This is a genomic window from Cytophagaceae bacterium ABcell3 (assembly GCA_030913385.1).
Taxonomy (GTDB): Bacteria; Bacteroidota; Bacteroidia; order Cytophagales; family Cytophagaceae; genus ABcell3.
On record CP133159.1, the window covers coordinates 5,037,848 to 5,052,455 of the forward strand.

A 14,608-nucleotide genomic window follows, 5' to 3' on the forward strand; every position below is an offset into this window, starting at 1 on the left:
TGGTTAATTATACCTTCTGTAACCCCAATATTTAATTAGTATAAACGCAAAAATCATTCCGCCCAAATGCGCAAAGTGTGCTATGTTATCGCCTGGTGTTCTTTGGATTCCAGCATACAAAGTATATAGACCATAGAAAAATACCAGATACTTAGCCTTAATCGGGAAAGGGAAAAACAACAAGAATAATTCCGTATTGGGAAAAATTAATGCAAAGCCCATCAGAATCCCGAAGACAGCACCCGACGCACCTACCATCGGAATGTTTATCCTACTATTATAAATCCGATTTACTACCCTTTTTGTTTCTTGAATAAGCGCTGTATTGTCTGGATTGTTTCTAAAATCATCCGCCAGATTCATATACTCAATTCGTGCTGTGCCGGTTACGTACTCATTGACAATGCTCTGAAAGAGTGCAGGATCTGGGTCAATAAGAAAGGTCTGAACCATATCTTGCAAACCACCGATTTCATACCATACAAAACCCATGTAAATAAGAGAAGCACCCAACCCACAAATAAGATAATATACCAAAAACCTTTGCGACCCAAAAGTCCTTTCCAGCATCGGGCCAAAGAAAAACAAGCCAATCATGTTGCCGAACAAGTGACCAAACCCAGCGTGCATAAACATGTGCGTGAGAAACTGCCATGGCTGAAATGCTGGGGACTCAAAATATTTAAGCCCCAATATAAATATAGCATCGTCACCAATGAGCATAGAGGCCAAAATAAAAACACCTATATTGATTAGAAGTAAATTTTTTACAATGGGGGTAAGGTTATACATTATGGTCTGGTTTTTTATTAAAAAATCCGGCTATCTTGTTCATATCCATAACCACTATCGTATGGTTTCCGTTTGGCGCATACGAGGGGTTTTTACAGGCAAACAACTGGTCTATCAATGTATTCATCTCTGTAACAGAAAGTTTAGTACCTGGTCTAAGGGCAGCTTTTTTTGCCAGAGACCTTGCCAGGTTTTCCCGCTTATCGAGCTTAAGCTCTGATTTGTTAAACTTAAACTGTTCTATTAAATTTTCAAACAGGCCTTTTTCATTTCCGGGAGAAACATCCGCCGGTGTTCCATTGATAACGATGGTATTATTACCAAATACCTCATATACAAAGCCAAGCCCTTTTATTTCTTCCTCCATTTCAGTGACCAGAGCAAAATCTGCCGGATTCAATTCAAGCTTTTGAGGAAAAAGAAACTGTTGTGATGCGCCTGAGCGGTTTTCCATCATGCCAACAAACTTCTCGTACAAGATACGTTCGTGTGCCGCCTGCTGATCTACAATAACCATTCCAGACTTAATCTGTGCCACAATATAGCGATTGTGTAACTGAAAAGTCATATCATTCTCAGGATTTAACAGCTCTTTGACAAGATTAAGGCTGTTGCTCCGCATGGAATTGGCTTTACTTTCAAAAGTAATCATTTCCTGCTGAGTCCCTTCCTCGTCGTTCATATCCTGCGAAAACTCCGGCCTGGCTGACGTTTCAAAGTTTTGATACAACATCTCCCAATTGGATGCACCACCTTTGTCCGGCCTGAAACTACCGCCTCCAGACGCAGGGGAAGACCCTCCGGAAGAAAAATTGGTTTCCGGCATAGAGAAGGACTGGTGTGACGCTCCGGTAAGCAGCTTAAAGTTTACGTCCTGATCAAAGTCTATAGAAGGTGTTATGTTATGTGTCCCTAAAGCTTTTTTTACACAAGCCCGCATAATAGCATACACTGTACGCTCGTCATCAAACTTGATTTCTGTCTTGGTGGGATGCACATTGATATCAATATGTCTCGGATCAATTTCTATAAATAAAACATAGAAAGGAAAATGATCATCTGGAAGTAGGTTCTCATAAGCAGACATGACCGCATGGTGCAAGTAATTATTTCTTATAAACCTATCATTGACAAAGAAAAACTGCTCACCACGTGTCTTTCTGGCATTTTCAGGTTTTCCTGCATAGCCATGAATTTTTACCATTTCGGTTTCTTCCTGGCAAGGAATCAACTGCTCTTTATAAGAATTGCCAAAAAGGGAGATTATCCTACGGCTAAGTTTTTCAGAAGGCAAATTATAAACTTCCAGATCGTTTTGTATCAATGAAAATGAAATTTCTGGATTAGCCAAAGCCACCCGTTGAAACTCATCGAGTATATGTTTCATTTCCACAGGATTGGATTTCAAAAAATTCCTTCTGGCCGGCACATTGAAAAAAAGATTTTTCACACTAATGGAAGTACCTTCTGGAGTGGCCACAGGCTCCTGAACTTTTACCTCAGAGCCTTCGACTTTTAGGAGGGTGCCAAGCTCACTGTCCCTGGCACAAGACTTTAACTCCACTTGGGCAACGGCTGCAATAGACGCCATGGCCTCCCCGCGAAAGCCCATGGTACGTATGCAAAACAAATCTTCGGTAGATGAAATTTTTGAAGTAGCATGCCTTTCAAAACACATTCTAGCGTCTGTTTCGGTCATACCTTTTCCATCGTCCACCACTTGTATCAACTGTTTGCCAGCCTCCTTCACTATTAAGGTAATGCGGGTGCTACCGGCATCTATAGAGTTTTCAAGCAACTCCTTGACAACAGAAGAAGGACGTTGAACAACCTCACCAGCCGCAATCTGGTTGGCAAGGGCATCGGGCAATAATTTTATTATATCAGACATCAGGGAACTCCCTTTTATTACGTTTAATTATATAAAGAACAAAATTAAAACTAATAATAACTCGTTTTTCTTTCAGTATGTTTTAAATTACCCTTAAGTTTAAGCCGGAAATGCGATAACGCTGCTAACGATCACCGCTATTGCACAAACCCGACCCTATAAGGGGAACAAACTGATTCTGGAATAGATATGTGTTTGCTATTTCACAAACAAGTTAAACGAATAACAAATTTAAGGCTTTTATAGCTGAAGCCATATAAATTTCTTAATTGCTAAACTTTTTTTGAATTTTCAGCACAAATTTTAAGTTTATTTGTTTCAAAAAAAATCAACACAAAAGGTAATGCCTGGGAGATTACTAAACTTTGCCATTGTTCCGCTACTTCTAATGCTTGTTGCATGGGAGAAGCCGCATGTTAACCAAAAATCAAAACCACGAATAGACCAGTGGGTAGATAGCGTCATGTCTTCTATGACTGCCGAACAAAGAATTGGTCAACTTTTTATGGTTGCAGCTTATTCTAATAAAGACAAGAAACACACCGCTGAAATCGAAGAACTTATCACCAAACACAACCTTGGAGGCCTTATATTTTTTCAAGGCGGGCCTTACCGGCAGGCTGTCCTTACCAACCGTTACCAAAGCTTGGCCAAAGTGCCCCTACTCATTGCTATGGATGCAGAATGGGGGCTATCCATGCGCTTGGACAGTACCATCAGCTTCCCTAAACAAATGACCCTTGGAGCCATTGAGGACAATAAGCTCGTCTACACCATGGGTTCGGAGGTAGCCAGGCAATGCAACCGTTTAGGCGTGCATGTAAATTTTGCACCGGTTGTTGACATCAACAGCAATCCTAGAAACCCGATCATTGGTATGCGGTCTTTTGGCGAAGACAAAAAAAATGTTGCTTTAAAAGGCATTGCCTACATGAAAGGCATGCAAAACAATAGAGTGATGGCCAATGCCAAGCACTTCCCAGGCCATGGCGACACCGGCACTGACTCCCACTTGACACTACCAGTAATTATGCACTCTAAAGAAAGGCTCAGCGAAATAGAACTGTTCCCTTTCAGAGAGTTGATCAAAGACAGCATCATGAGCATTATGGTGGCACATATACACGTGCCTGCTTATGACAATGCAAAAAACAAAGCTACCACACTTTCTAAATATGTAGTAACCGACCTTCTGAAAAACGAAATGAAGTTTAAAGGGCTGGTTTTTACAGACGCACTCAATATGAAAGGCGTCAGCAACTTCTATAAGCCTGGCGAGGTAGATGTACTGGCATTGTTGGCAGGAAACGATGTATTATTATATGCCGAGGATGTCCCTTTGGCTATTAAAAAAATAGCTACTGCCATTAAAAACAAAGAAATTACACAAGAAGAGATCGATGAAAGAGTAAGGAAAATACTAAGGGCTAAATATTGGGCTGGATTGGACCACACCCCTCAGATAGACCTGAAAAACCTTTATGCCGACCTCAACGACACACAGGCGAAAGCTGTTCAGCAAGAGCTTTTTGAAAAAGCCATTACCCTGGTCAAAAACGACCACAAGCTGCTTCCGATCAAAATAGTGGACACAGCCAGCTTTGCCTCCGTTTCAATAGGTATTGACAAAGACAATGCATTCCAAAAATCTTTAGACAAATATGCACCTTTCAAACACTACTCAGTGCCAAACAAGTATGCCGAAGAAGCCTTTTATGATAATATTTTAAAAGAACTGCTTTCGCACGAAGTAGTCGTAGTCGGGCTGCACAATACGAACCCATGGAACAATAAAGATTACGGCATTACTGAAAACTCACGTAAGTTCATTGAAAAACTGCACAAGGCCCATCCCAATGTGGTTTTGTCAGTCTTTGCCAACCCATACAGCCTTAAGCACTTTGACCAATACCCACATGTAATTTGTGGCTTTGAAGATAATGAAACGACCAATCGGATAGTGCCACAAATAATATTTGGCGCGCTTTCTCCTTCAGGAAAACTTCCGGTAACTGTATCAGAAAGCCTGCCAATCGGAACAGGTTTAATAACCCAAAACCTGGACAGGCTTCGCTATGGACAACCTGAAAGTGTAGGCCTCAACGGCAGTTCTCTGGCCAAAGTCGACAGTATTTTCAATAAAGCCATAGAAGATGGGGCGACTCCGGGCGGTCAAGTACTGATTGCCAAAGACGGAATGGTGGTCTATAACAAAAGTTTTGGCCATATGACCTATGACAGAGAACAACCCGTTACCGAAAGTACCATCTACGATATTGCTTCTATTACGAAGGTAGCTGGCACCATGCAAGCAGTTATGTTTTTGCATGAGAAAGGTTTGTTGGACCTAAATCAAAAAGCGTCTTATTACTTACCAGAACTCAAAAATACCAATAAGGCAGATCTTATCGTAAAAGATATATTAGGACATCAGGCAGGTTTGGTTCCTTTTATACCCTATTGGAAAAAAACAATGGACACCAATGGTTTCTCACCGACCTGTTATGCCAGGCAAAAAGATGAAGAACACCCTTATGAAGTAGTACCGGGGGTTTATTCCATCGGCTCCATAGAAGATAGCCTTTGGAAATGGACAGTGGAGTCTGACATGTTAAAAAAGAAGAAAAAAGAAAAGTACCGGTATGTATATAGCGACCTCGGCTTTTACATTATGAAAAGAATATCAGAAAAACTCCTTAACCAGCCCATAAACGAGTTTTTGCAACAAAACTTTTATGACCCCATGGGCATGTCGACTATGGGCTATAACCCTCTTTGCAAATTTGAACAAGGATGCATAGCCCCTACTGAAGATGACAAACTATTCCGCAGAACAGTGATAAGAGGCACCGTTCACGACCAAGGAGCCGCCATGCTTGGAGGCGTTGCCGGACATGCGGGACTTTTCAGCAATGCCAATGATTTGGCCATTCTTTTGCAGATGCACCTACAAAAAGGAAGATATGGGGGCTATCAATATTTTAAGCCAGAGACGATAGAGCGGTTTACCAAAAAACAGTTTGACAAAAACCGTAGAGGCTTAGGCTGGGACAAACCAGAGCCTGACGGGGGTGGTCCTACCTCAGATTTGGCCTCTCCTATGACTTACGGGCACACTGGCTTCACCGGCACCGCAGCCTGGGTAGACCCAGAATATAACCTTATTTATATTTTTCTGTCAAACAGGGTGTGTCCAGATGCCAACAACACAAAATTGATAAAAAACAACGTTAGAACAGTTATACAAGACCAAATCTACAATTCAATTTTAGAATACAATCTGGCAAAAGAATAAGATCGTCCAAACAAAACAAAAAACCTGTAACACAACGGGTTGAACATATATTTTTTACTACTCAAAACAAGCAAAGGTTTTTCAATCAAAACACCTTTTTACTCAAAAAGATGTTACAACAAATAATTTCAACATTTTTTCTTTCAATGCCTTTAGGGTTATATCTTAAAAATGTATTTTTGCTATGATTTTTTCTGTTAAGGAAACAGGAAATTTTTACCAATGAATTGTTTCCCATGAAAATAGGCATTGTCTGTTACCCTACCTTTGGCGGCAGTGGTGTAGTAGCTACAGAGTTAGGCATTGCACTCGCCAAACAAGGGCATGAAGTTCACTTTATTACATATACCCAACCTGTCAGGTTGGATTTCTTTAACGAGAACCTTTTCTACCATGAGGTTGCCGTAGCCCCCTACCCTTTATTTTTGTACCCGCCATATGAGCTAGCACTGGCAAGCAAATTGGTCAATGTGGTAAAATTCGAAAAACTCGATATTTTACATGTACATTATGCCATACCACACGCCTCTGCTGCCTATCTGGCCAGGCAAATACTACAGGACGAAGGCATTTCAATACCTTTTATTACCACACTTCATGGCACGGATATAACCTTGGTTGGGAAAGACGTCTCCTATGCCCCAGTAGTTGCTTTCAGCATCAACCAATCGGACGGGGTAACAGCCGTTTCCTCAGACCTGAGGAAGGACACTTATGCGCATTTTGACATAAAAAAAGACATCAAGGTCATTCCCAATTTTATAGACCTGATGAAGTTCAAAAAGCAGAAAAGGGAGTATTTCAGGCGCGCCATTTGCCCTGACAATGAAAAGTTGATTGTACATACCTCAAACTTTAGGCCTGTAAAAAGGGTGCATGATGTTATACGAATGTTTCATGCCTTGCGAACCCACATTCCATGCAAGTTATTAATGGTAGGAGATGGGCCAGAAAGACAAAAAATAGAAATCTTATGCCGAGAGCTTAATGTACATAAAGACATACGTTTTTTAGGAAAACTTGAAGCCGTAGAGGAAATTTTGTCAGTTTGCGATTTATTTATCCTTCCCTCAGAAAAGGAAAGCTTTGGCCTTTCGGCACTTGAAGCCATGGCCTGTGAGGTTCCTTTGATTTCTTCTGACGCCGGAGGGTTGCCTGAGTTAAACATTCATGGCAAAACTGGGTTCATTAGTAAAACAGGAGATGTTGATGACATGGTCAAAAATGCTTTGCATATTTTAGATGACCGAAACCTCCCTCAGTTTAGAAAAAATGCACTAAAAAGAGCAGGGGATTTTGATGTTAATGTTATAGTCCCGCAATACATTGCTCTTTACGAGGAAGTGTTGAAACAAACGGGGGAGTAAGCTCGACATCAACAATATTTTTACATGAAATTTTTGAATATTAGGGTCATATGGAAAACGTATACACAAAAGCTCGACCAAAACATTCGGGTTCAAAACAGCTATTTGAGAACCCTGTACTGGAAAAATTGTCCAGAACACACATATCAGTTCCAATTACTATTTTTTTAAGCATCTCAGCAGGGTTGCTGTTTTATGCATTTAAACATACTGCACTGCCAGCATACCTCATACCGCTGGTCTTTATGGCAGGCACATTGCTGTTTTCTTTTTTAGAATATTTGGTTCACAGGTACCTCTTCCATATGAGTACACATACAGAGGGCCGCAAGAGAATGCAGTATATATGCCATGGCGTCCACCATGAATATCCAAAAGATAAAACAAGATTGGCCATGCCTCCATTGGCAAGTATCTTTCTGGCTACGGCATTTTTTGCCCTATACTATCTAGTTATGGACACGTGGGTATTTGCTTTTTTGCCAGGTTTCCTTACAGGGTATGCAGCCTATCTTTTTGTACATTTTATTGTACACGCTTACCCACCACCAAAGAATGTTTTCAAAGCCCTTTGGTTAAACCACAGCATACACCACTATAAGGATCAAGAAATTGCGTTTGGAGTATCCTCACCCCTGTGGGACTATGTATTTGGCACAATGCCAGAAAAAAAGCCTAAATAAGAATGGTAGACAAAAAAAGCCACCTAGACAGGTGGCTTTTTTTGTACTATGTATTTTAAAACTGTCACTCTATAACCTCTACTTTTACTGCATTCATACCCTTTTTACCAGGCTCAACCTCAAACTGAACCTTGTCATTTTCATGGACTTCATCAATAAGCCCAGAAGTATGAACAAATATATCCTCTCCTCCATTTTCTGGTTTAATAAACCCAAAACCTTTTGAGTTATTAAAAAATTTCACTGTTCCTTTTTGCATTACTCTTACTAATTATTGTTACTGCTATAAAAGCATAACATTGCCCTACCAAATAAGTTCAAATGTTCAATATAACCCTAGCTACCGTCCGCAGGACGATCCACTAAATACATTTTAAAGCAAAAGCAATAAAAATATTACACAAAAAAAATATATTCCAAACAAAAAAGCTATACCATCAAAATTTAAAAAGTAGGCCATTGAGCAACATGCAAAAGAAAATACCACTTGATTTAAAATAGCCAAACAGGTGTATTTATGGACAATTTCAACAATTTACTTACACCGCTGAAACCTAATTTCATCTACACAACCTTTGCTTTTAAGGGAAAACCCTCTCATCTTTGGACAATCACTAATTTTTAATCCATTAAATCATGAAAAAACTTACTACTTTAGCACTAGGTGTACTTTTCGCTTCAGCAGTTCTTTCAAGCTGTAAAAAAGATCAAAATTGCGTTTGCGAGGTGGACGGAGAAACAATTTACAACGAGCCAATTGAAGGCAATGACAAAGCGTGGTGTGACAGCCAAAGCGACCCTGATCACGGCGTTCATTGTGAACTTAAATAATTTAGCCATTATAATTTACAGAGGTTAACAAACCAACCTCTGTAAATCCTTATCACAAACCTTCGTTAAGAAGAAATGACAAACAAAGTAGTATTCCACAGCCTCTCGGTATTCACAGGCTTTTTATTCATCTTCTCCGCTTACACAAAGCTCTACCCCATAGAATTTTTCGAAATGAGACCAAGGACTAGGCTCTTGGACTACCGCACCGTTCATTTCCAGGCTTATTATAGGTATAGAGTTTTTTGCCGGCCTTATTTTAATTTCTGGCATTGCTACAGGCAAATGGTTTTACCGGTCTCTTTATATATTACTAGGCATATTTTCACTCTATCTTGCCGGACAAATTGCCACCAAAAGCAATACCGGCAACTGTGGCTGTTTCGGGGATGCATTTCCCATGACGCCTTTAGAAGGCATTTTAAAAAATATATTGCTCATAGCAGCCGTCTTTGGCCTTCAGAAACTCAAGTCTGGGTTTACGTTCCGTTTCCGCAAAGCATCAATAGCACTTGCACTATTAATCACACTGGCACTACCTTTTATACTCAACCCTATTTATTCAGGCGCAGCAAACTTTGACAGGGAAGCCAAAGATTACGAACTGCCTTTGGACATCCTTTACAACAGTTCAACCAACACGCCTCCCCACAAAGACTTAAAAAACGGAAAATGGCTTATTGCTTATATAAGCTTAACTTGCCCTCACTGCAAGATAGCTGCGTATAAACTACACATCTTGCAAAAAAACAACCCTGACCTTCCCATTTATATGGTCTTAAACGGGAAAGATGAAAACATAGAACCTTTTTTCGAAAAAACAAAAGCGAACAACATTTCCTACAGCATGTTTTCAGGTGGAAGCGAGTTTTTAAAAATGAGCGGTCCTGCACTACCTGCTATATTTATGGTAGAAAATGGTGTCGTATATAAAAAAACTGATTATCTAGACCTTTCTGAAAAAGAGCTTTTAGAGTGGCTGGAATAGCCTAGGATATCACAGAGAAAAAAACACGGAAACTATGTCACATCAGTCAATTTGACATAATTTTATCACACCAATAAAACCTAGATTAATCTACATAACCTTTGCTTTTAAAGAAAAAACCTTTCATCTTTGAACAATAACCAATTTTTAACCCATAAAATCATGAAAAAACTTACTACTTTAGCACTAGGTGTACTTTTCGCTTCAGCAGTTCTTTCAAGCTGTAAAAAAGATCAAAATTGCGTTTGCGAGGTGGACGGAGAAACAATTTACAACGAGCCAATTGAAGGCAATGACAAAGCGTGGTGTGACAGCCAAAGCGACCCTGATCACGGCGTTCATTGTGAACTTAAATAATTTAGCCATTATAATTTACAGAGGTTAACAAACCAACCTCTGTAAATCCTTATCACAAACCTTCGTTAAGAAGAAATGACAAACAAAGTAGTATTCCACAGCCTCTCGGTATTCACAGGCTTTTTATTCATCTTCTCCGCTTACACAAAACTATACCCCATAGAATATTTCGAAATGGGATTTGTAGATCAAGGACTAAGTTCTTGGACTACCGCACCGTTCATTTCCAGGTTTATTATAGGTATAGAATTTTTTGCCGGCCTCATTTTAATTTCAGGCATTGCTACTGGCAAATGGTTTTACAGGTCTCTTTATTTATTACTAGGCATATTTTCAATCTATCTTGCAGCACAAATTGCCACCAAAGGCAATACCGGCAACTGTGGCTGTTTCGGGGATGCATTCCCCATGACACCTTTAGAAGGTATTTTGAAAAACATATTGCTCATAGCAGCCGTCTTTGGCCTTCAGAAACTCAAATCTGGGCTTACGTTCCGTTTCCGCAAAGCATCAATATCCCTTGCCTTATTAATCACACTGGCACTACCTTTCATACTCAACCCTATCTATTCAGGCGCAGCAAACTTTGACAGGGAAGCCAAGGATTACGAACTGCCTTTAGACATCCTTTACAATAGTTCAACCAACACGCCCCCCAACAAAGACCTGAAAAACGGAAAATGGCTTATTGCTTATATCAGCCTAACTTGCCCTCACTGCAAGATAGCTGCTTACAAACTACACATCTTACAAAAAAACAACCCTGACCTTCCAATTTATATGGTCTTAAACGGGAAAGATAAAAACATAGAACCTTTTTTCGAAAAAACAAAAGCGAACAACATTTCCTACAGCATGTTTTCAGGTGGAAGCGAGTTTTTAAAAATGAGCGGCCCTGCACTACCTGCTATATTTATGGTAGAAAATGGTGTCGTATACAAAAAAACAGATTACCTAGACCTTTCTGAAAAAGAACTTGTAGAGTGGGTTCAATAAACCGCCGAACATGATCCGGAAATATTTAATACGCCATTAGGTCTATTGACGCTGATGAGTATTAAACTACCCTTTAACATAATGACTTAGCAGCATGTTATGCATATGGAGCCTTAAACAACCTTACCAAAAAAACTACAACACCTATTGCTCTTTTTTAAAAACAAGCATTTTTGAAAAGCTTTCCTTGAAAAACACCTTTACAAACTTTGTTGCACACGCGCCTGCTAATTAAATACGCCGTCAGGTCTATTGACGCTGACGGGTACTAATTACCTTTACACATACCGACTTCGCAATAAGCTATACTCTTGGAGTTCTTTTAGAGGACAGAGTAATTAAATAAAACCTATTTAACTTTGGGCATAAAAAAAGCCTTCTGTAAAACAGAAGGCTTTTTTGCTCCCCCTCTTGGGCTCAAACCAACCCCGATAGCCATCGGGGCATGATTAACAGTCATGTGAGCACAAAACTATAAATACCTCATATTTCAACGGTACTTTTCCAGCAATTTGGCAACCATATCAGGATACTTGGTCAGGTTTTCTATATATCGACGACTTTTCATTTCTTTAATATGACGCTCTACCCTCATCGCCTGCTTTATGGTTTGACATTCGATGGAAAAGTACAAAACCCAAGGCTGACCACTACGAGTCAAATAGGTGCTTTCAGGGCAATTGTGCTGCTGCAATCTCTTTTTTAGATCTGAGGTCTGGCCTATATAAAACCTTTGGCTTTTCTGGGAAAGTATGATGTACACAAAATACACAACAAAAAAATCTAACCCTTAAAAATATCAGAACAATACTATCTATTTAAGTTTAGGCAAAAAAAACCTCTGTAAAACAGAAGGCTTTTTTCTAATGCTCCCCCTCTTGGGCTCGAACCAACCCCGATAGCTATCGGGGCATGATTAACAGTCATGTGCCCTAACAAACTGAGCTAAGAAGGAGTATTAAATAAAAACTAAATCATAAAAAAGCCCTCTGTAGAACAGAAGGCTTTTTTCTAATGCTCCCCCTCTTGGGCTCGAACCAACCCCGATAGCTATCGGGGCATGATTAACAGTCATGCGCTCTAACCAACTGAGCTAAGGAGGGATATTAAATAAAAACTAAATCATAAAAAAGCCCTCTGTAAAACAGAAGGCTTTTTTTAAATGCTCCCCCTCTTGGGCTCGAACCAAGGACCCCATGATTAACAGTCATGTGCTCTAACCAACTGAGCTAAGGAGGAGTATCCCGTATTGATGATGCAATATTACAGGTTTCTTTTTAATATCGCAAATCCCTTTCTAAAAAAATTAACTTTTTTTTCAAGGCGAATGTTTGCCCAAACGGAGTGAAAGCTACAATATATTGAGCACCTGCTCTTTAATTTTCTCTAGCTCTTCCTTCATTTCAACCACACACTTTTGAATATTTGCATCATTAGCTTTGGAGCCAATGGTATTTATTTCCCTTCCGATTTCCTGAGCTATAAAACCTAGCTTTTTACCACTGCCATCACTTTCCATTGTTTTAACAAAATAATCAAGATGGTTTTTAAGGCGGATTTTTTCCTCGGTAATATCTAACTTTTCAATATAATAGATCAGCTCCTGCTCAAAACGGTTCTTATCTATTTGCTCATTATTCAAATAATCATTCATGTGCGTTTGAATACGCTCCCTTACATTTTCTATTCGCTTAGGGTCATGAGCAATTACTTGTTCAAGGAGCATGGCAATTTTTTCAATATAAGCACCAAACTTTTCTTTAAGGCTTAATCCTTCATCAGCTCTATAGCTATTGCACTTGTCTATTGCTGCTCTAATAGTGTCTGTAATTTGCTTCCATTCTTCAGCATTGTCTTCTGCTTCTATATCTGTCTCTATTGCTTTAGGCATGCCTAGCGCCATTCTAAAAAGGTCGCTATTGCTTACCCCAAGCTCCTCTGCTGTTTCTTGGAGGTCTTTATAGTATTGCTTTACAATTGCACGGTTCACCGCCACCTTAGGCTTGGTGTCTTTCTTTTGCTGTATCTCAATATTTAGGGACACTTTTCCCCTTTCCAATAAATTCGCCAGCAAATTCCGAACCTCTATTTCCTTGTCTGCATACTCTTTTGGAAGGCGAAGATTGGTATCCAAAAACTTCGAGTTTAGAGATTTAACCTCCACCACAATCAGCCTGTCTTCACTATCGCTACTCGCAGAGCCAAAGCCCGTCATTGATTTTATCATAGAAAAAAATTAATTTTTATAACTTACCTTACTTTATTAATTATTCTTTTGTTCCAAAAATACGGATGTTTTGTTAAATCGTGTTCTTAAAATCAATATACTTACTAAATTCAACACAACTAAAATAACATAGACCCTGCTGGAAAATTCACAAATGCGCGTGACCACAAGGCATGCCTTATTAAATTTGTGAGAGAATACATTTAAGTGCAATGCCGAAATATTCATTAATTATACCTGTCTACAATAGGCCTGAAGAAATAGAAGAGCTTCTTGAAAGCCTGACACATCAAATTTATAAAGACTTTGAAGTCATTGTGGTAGAAGATGGCTCATCAAGGCCTTCAGAAAATATTGTGCGGAGCTACTATGACAAACTGTCAATTAAGTACCTTACAAAGAAAAACTCTGGGCCAGGATTGAGCAGGAATTACGGGGCCGTACACGCACAAGGACTCTTTTTAATCTTTCTGGACTCTGATTGCGTTATACCCAAAGGGTACCTCCGTGCAGTAGATGAGTTTCTTACAGAAACGCCTGTAGACTGCTTTGGAGGCCCTGATATGGCTGATCCGGAATTTAATGTTATGCAGAAAGCCGTCAGCTATGCCATGACTTCATTTTTCACCACCGGAGGGATTAGGGGCGGCAAAAAACGTATTGGCAAGTTTTTACCGCGTAGTTTTAATATGGGCTATAGCAGCAAAGTATTTGAAGCTACTTCAGGCTTTTCTTCCATACGTTATGGTGAAGATATTGACATGACCTTAAGAATCATAAAAAAAGGTTTTAAAACAGCATTAATTCCTGAGGCTTATGTTTACCACAAAAGACGAACAGATTTAAGAAAGTTTTTCAACCAAGTTTACCAGTCAGGAAAAGCAAGGCTTGTTCTTTTCCAACTTCACCCAGAAAGTTTAAAGCCAGTCCATTTCCTACCTACCGCTTTCACCCTGGGGGCCGCGTTTCTTCTCATATTGTCCCTATTTTATCCTGTAGCACTTGCGCCTCTACTTTTCTACCTAATGCTGGTTTTAATAGATGCCTCTATCAGAAACAGCAGCTTCTTTACTGGCCTTTTTTCGGTTGCGGCTTCTGTAACGCAACTTACAGGTTATGGAACAGGTTTTATTAGCGGATGCATTCAACTCATCAGTAAGAAAAAAAAGCCTGACTAAGAG

14 protein-coding genes and 3 tRNA genes are annotated in these 14,608 nt (G+C 39.6%); 8 read left to right on the forward strand and 9 right to left on the reverse strand.

Annotated elements, in window-relative coordinates; translation table 11 throughout:
• Positions 1–3 precede the first annotated feature (3 nt).
• Both RCC89_20745 and mutL read right to left on the reverse strand, forming a co-directional pair.
• A complete protein-coding gene (locus RCC89_20745) occupies positions 4–792 on the reverse strand; it encodes a rhomboid family intramembrane serine protease (GenBank protein WMJ75568.1) in 789 nt (262 codons plus the stop codon).
• Positions 785–2,683: a DNA mismatch repair endonuclease MutL gene (gene mutL, locus RCC89_20750; protein WMJ75569.1), complete on the reverse strand. Its 1,899-nt coding sequence runs from the start codon at positions 2,681–2,683 to the stop codon at positions 785–787. The genes RCC89_20745 and mutL overlap by 8 nt, the downstream gene beginning before the upstream one ends.
• A gap of 343 nt (positions 2,684–3,026) precedes the next feature.
• Here mutL and RCC89_20755 point away from each other — a divergent pair, with 343 nt between their 5' ends.
• The 3 genes from RCC89_20755 (at position 3,027) to RCC89_20765 (ending at position 8,028) form a co-directional block, all read left to right on the forward strand.
• Entirely contained in the window at positions 3,027–5,978 is a 2,952-nt protein-coding gene (locus RCC89_20755) for a glycoside hydrolase family 3 N-terminal domain-containing protein (protein ID WMJ75570.1), read from the forward strand.
• A 236-nt stretch (positions 5,979–6,214) separates the two neighbouring features.
• Positions 6,215–7,345 carry an N-acetyl-alpha-D-glucosaminyl L-malate synthase BshA gene (bshA, locus tag RCC89_20760; protein ID WMJ75571.1) on the forward strand — a complete coding sequence of 377 codons (1,131 nt, stop codon included), beginning with the start codon at positions 6,215–6,217 and terminating at the stop codon, positions 7,343–7,345.
• A 50-nt stretch (positions 7,346–7,395) separates the two neighbouring features.
• Positions 7,396–8,028, forward strand: a complete 633-nt coding sequence (locus RCC89_20765; protein ID WMJ75572.1) for a sterol desaturase family protein — start codon at positions 7,396–7,398, stop codon at positions 8,026–8,028.
• Between the two features lie 64 nt (positions 8,029–8,092).
• Here the strand turns inward: RCC89_20765 and RCC89_20770 are convergent, their stop codons facing one another.
• A complete protein-coding gene (locus RCC89_20770; protein WMJ75573.1) occupies positions 8,093–8,287 on the reverse strand; it encodes a cold-shock protein in 195 nt (64 codons plus the stop codon).
• A gap of 377 nt (positions 8,288–8,664) precedes the next feature.
• Here RCC89_20770 and RCC89_20775 point away from each other — a divergent pair, with 377 nt between their 5' ends.
• Positions 8,665–8,859 carry a hypothetical protein gene (locus RCC89_20775; protein WMJ75574.1) on the forward strand — a complete coding sequence of 65 codons (195 nt, stop codon included), beginning with the start codon at positions 8,665–8,667 and terminating at the stop codon, positions 8,857–8,859.
• Between the two features lie 123 nt (positions 8,860–8,982).
• Here RCC89_20775 and RCC89_20780 read toward each other — a convergent pair whose 3' ends face one another.
• Positions 8,983–9,132: a hypothetical protein gene (locus tag RCC89_20780; GenBank protein WMJ75575.1), complete on the reverse strand. Its 150-nt coding sequence runs from the start codon at positions 9,130–9,132 to the stop codon at positions 8,983–8,985.
• Positions 9,133–9,259: 127 nt separating this feature from the next.
• On the opposite strand from RCC89_20780, the gene RCC89_20785 reads away from it, so the two are divergent.
• From RCC89_20785 to RCC89_20795, 3 genes are all read left to right on the forward strand, one after another.
• Positions 9,260–9,847 (forward strand): hypothetical protein, encoded by a 588-nt coding sequence (locus tag RCC89_20785; GenBank protein ID WMJ75576.1) that lies wholly within the window; start codon positions 9,260–9,262, stop codon positions 9,845–9,847.
• 162 nt (positions 9,848–10,009) lie between these two features.
• Complete coding sequence (locus RCC89_20790; protein WMJ75577.1) at positions 10,010–10,204, forward strand: hypothetical protein; 195 nt, start codon at positions 10,010–10,012, stop codon at positions 10,202–10,204.
• A gap of 75 nt (positions 10,205–10,279) precedes the next feature.
• On the forward strand, positions 10,280–11,200 hold the full coding sequence (locus RCC89_20795; protein WMJ75578.1) for a hypothetical protein: 921 nt from the start codon (positions 10,280–10,282) through the stop codon (positions 11,198–11,200).
• A 490-nt stretch (positions 11,201–11,690) separates the two neighbouring features.
• Here the strand turns inward: RCC89_20795 and RCC89_20800 are convergent, their stop codons facing one another.
• The 5 genes from RCC89_20800 to RCC89_20820 form a co-directional block, all read right to left on the reverse strand.
• Complete coding sequence (locus RCC89_20800) at positions 11,691–11,972, reverse strand: GIY-YIG nuclease family protein (GenBank protein WMJ75579.1); 282 nt, start codon at positions 11,970–11,972, stop codon at positions 11,691–11,693.
• 97 nt (positions 11,973–12,069) lie between these two features.
• A tRNA-Asn gene (locus RCC89_20805) sits at positions 12,070–12,155 on the reverse strand.
• A 62-nt stretch (positions 12,156–12,217) separates the two neighbouring features.
• Positions 12,218–12,303, reverse strand: a tRNA-Asn gene (locus tag RCC89_20810).
• A gap of 62 nt (positions 12,304–12,365) precedes the next feature.
• Positions 12,366–12,439: transfer RNA gene (locus tag RCC89_20815), tRNA-Asn, on the reverse strand.
• Positions 12,440–12,551: 112 nt separating this feature from the next.
• A complete protein-coding gene (locus RCC89_20820; GenBank protein WMJ75580.1) occupies positions 12,552–13,427 on the reverse strand; it encodes a YicC/YloC family endoribonuclease in 876 nt (291 codons plus the stop codon).
• A 212-nt stretch (positions 13,428–13,639) separates the two neighbouring features.
• Between RCC89_20820 and RCC89_20825 the strand changes: the two genes are divergently transcribed.
• Positions 13,640–14,605, forward strand: coding sequence for a glycosyltransferase (locus RCC89_20825; GenBank protein ID WMJ75581.1), 966 nt, complete (start codon positions 13,640–13,642; stop codon positions 14,603–14,605).
• Positions 14,606–14,608 lie beyond the last annotated feature (3 nt).

What these genes read in the sequence shown, in the direction of transcription:
- RCC89_20790 (WMJ75577.1), top strand. Translation starts at nt 10,010, where the DNA reads ATGAAAAAACTTACTACTTTAGCACTAGGTGTACTTTTCGCTTCAGCA.
- mutL (WMJ75569.1), bottom strand. Translation starts at nt 2,683, where the DNA reads ATGTCTGATATAATAAAATTATTGCCCGATGCCCTTGCCAACCAGATT.
- RCC89_20770 (WMJ75573.1), bottom strand. Translation starts at nt 8,287, where the DNA reads ATGCAAAAAGGAACAGTGAAATTTTTTAATAACTCAAAAGGTTTTGGG.
- RCC89_20755 (WMJ75570.1), top strand. Translation starts at nt 3,027, where the DNA reads ATGCCTGGGAGATTACTAAACTTTGCCATTGTTCCGCTACTTCTAATG.
- RCC89_20765 (WMJ75572.1), top strand. Translation starts at nt 7,396, where the DNA reads ATGGAAAACGTATACACAAAAGCTCGACCAAAACATTCGGGTTCAAAA.
- bshA (WMJ75571.1), top strand. Translation starts at nt 6,215, where the DNA reads ATGAAAATAGGCATTGTCTGTTACCCTACCTTTGGCGGCAGTGGTGTA.
- RCC89_20775 (WMJ75574.1), top strand. Translation starts at nt 8,665, where the DNA reads ATGAAAAAACTTACTACTTTAGCACTAGGTGTACTTTTCGCTTCAGCA.
- RCC89_20795 (WMJ75578.1), top strand. Translation starts at nt 10,280, where the DNA reads ATGACAAACAAAGTAGTATTCCACAGCCTCTCGGTATTCACAGGCTTT.
- RCC89_20825 (WMJ75581.1), top strand. Translation starts at nt 13,640, where the DNA reads ATGCCGAAATATTCATTAATTATACCTGTCTACAATAGGCCTGAAGAA.
- RCC89_20820 (WMJ75580.1), bottom strand. Translation starts at nt 13,427, where the DNA reads ATGATAAAATCAATGACGGGCTTTGGCTCTGCGAGTAGCGATAGTGAA.
- RCC89_20785 (WMJ75576.1), top strand. Translation starts at nt 9,260, where the DNA reads ATGACGCCTTTAGAAGGCATTTTAAAAAATATATTGCTCATAGCAGCC.
- RCC89_20745 (WMJ75568.1), bottom strand. Translation starts at nt 792, where the DNA reads ATGTATAACCTTACCCCCATTGTAAAAAATTTACTTCTAATCAATATA.
- RCC89_20780 (WMJ75575.1), bottom strand. Translation starts at nt 9,132, where the DNA reads ATGCCAGAAATTAAAATAAGGCCGGCAAAAAACTCTATACCTATAATA.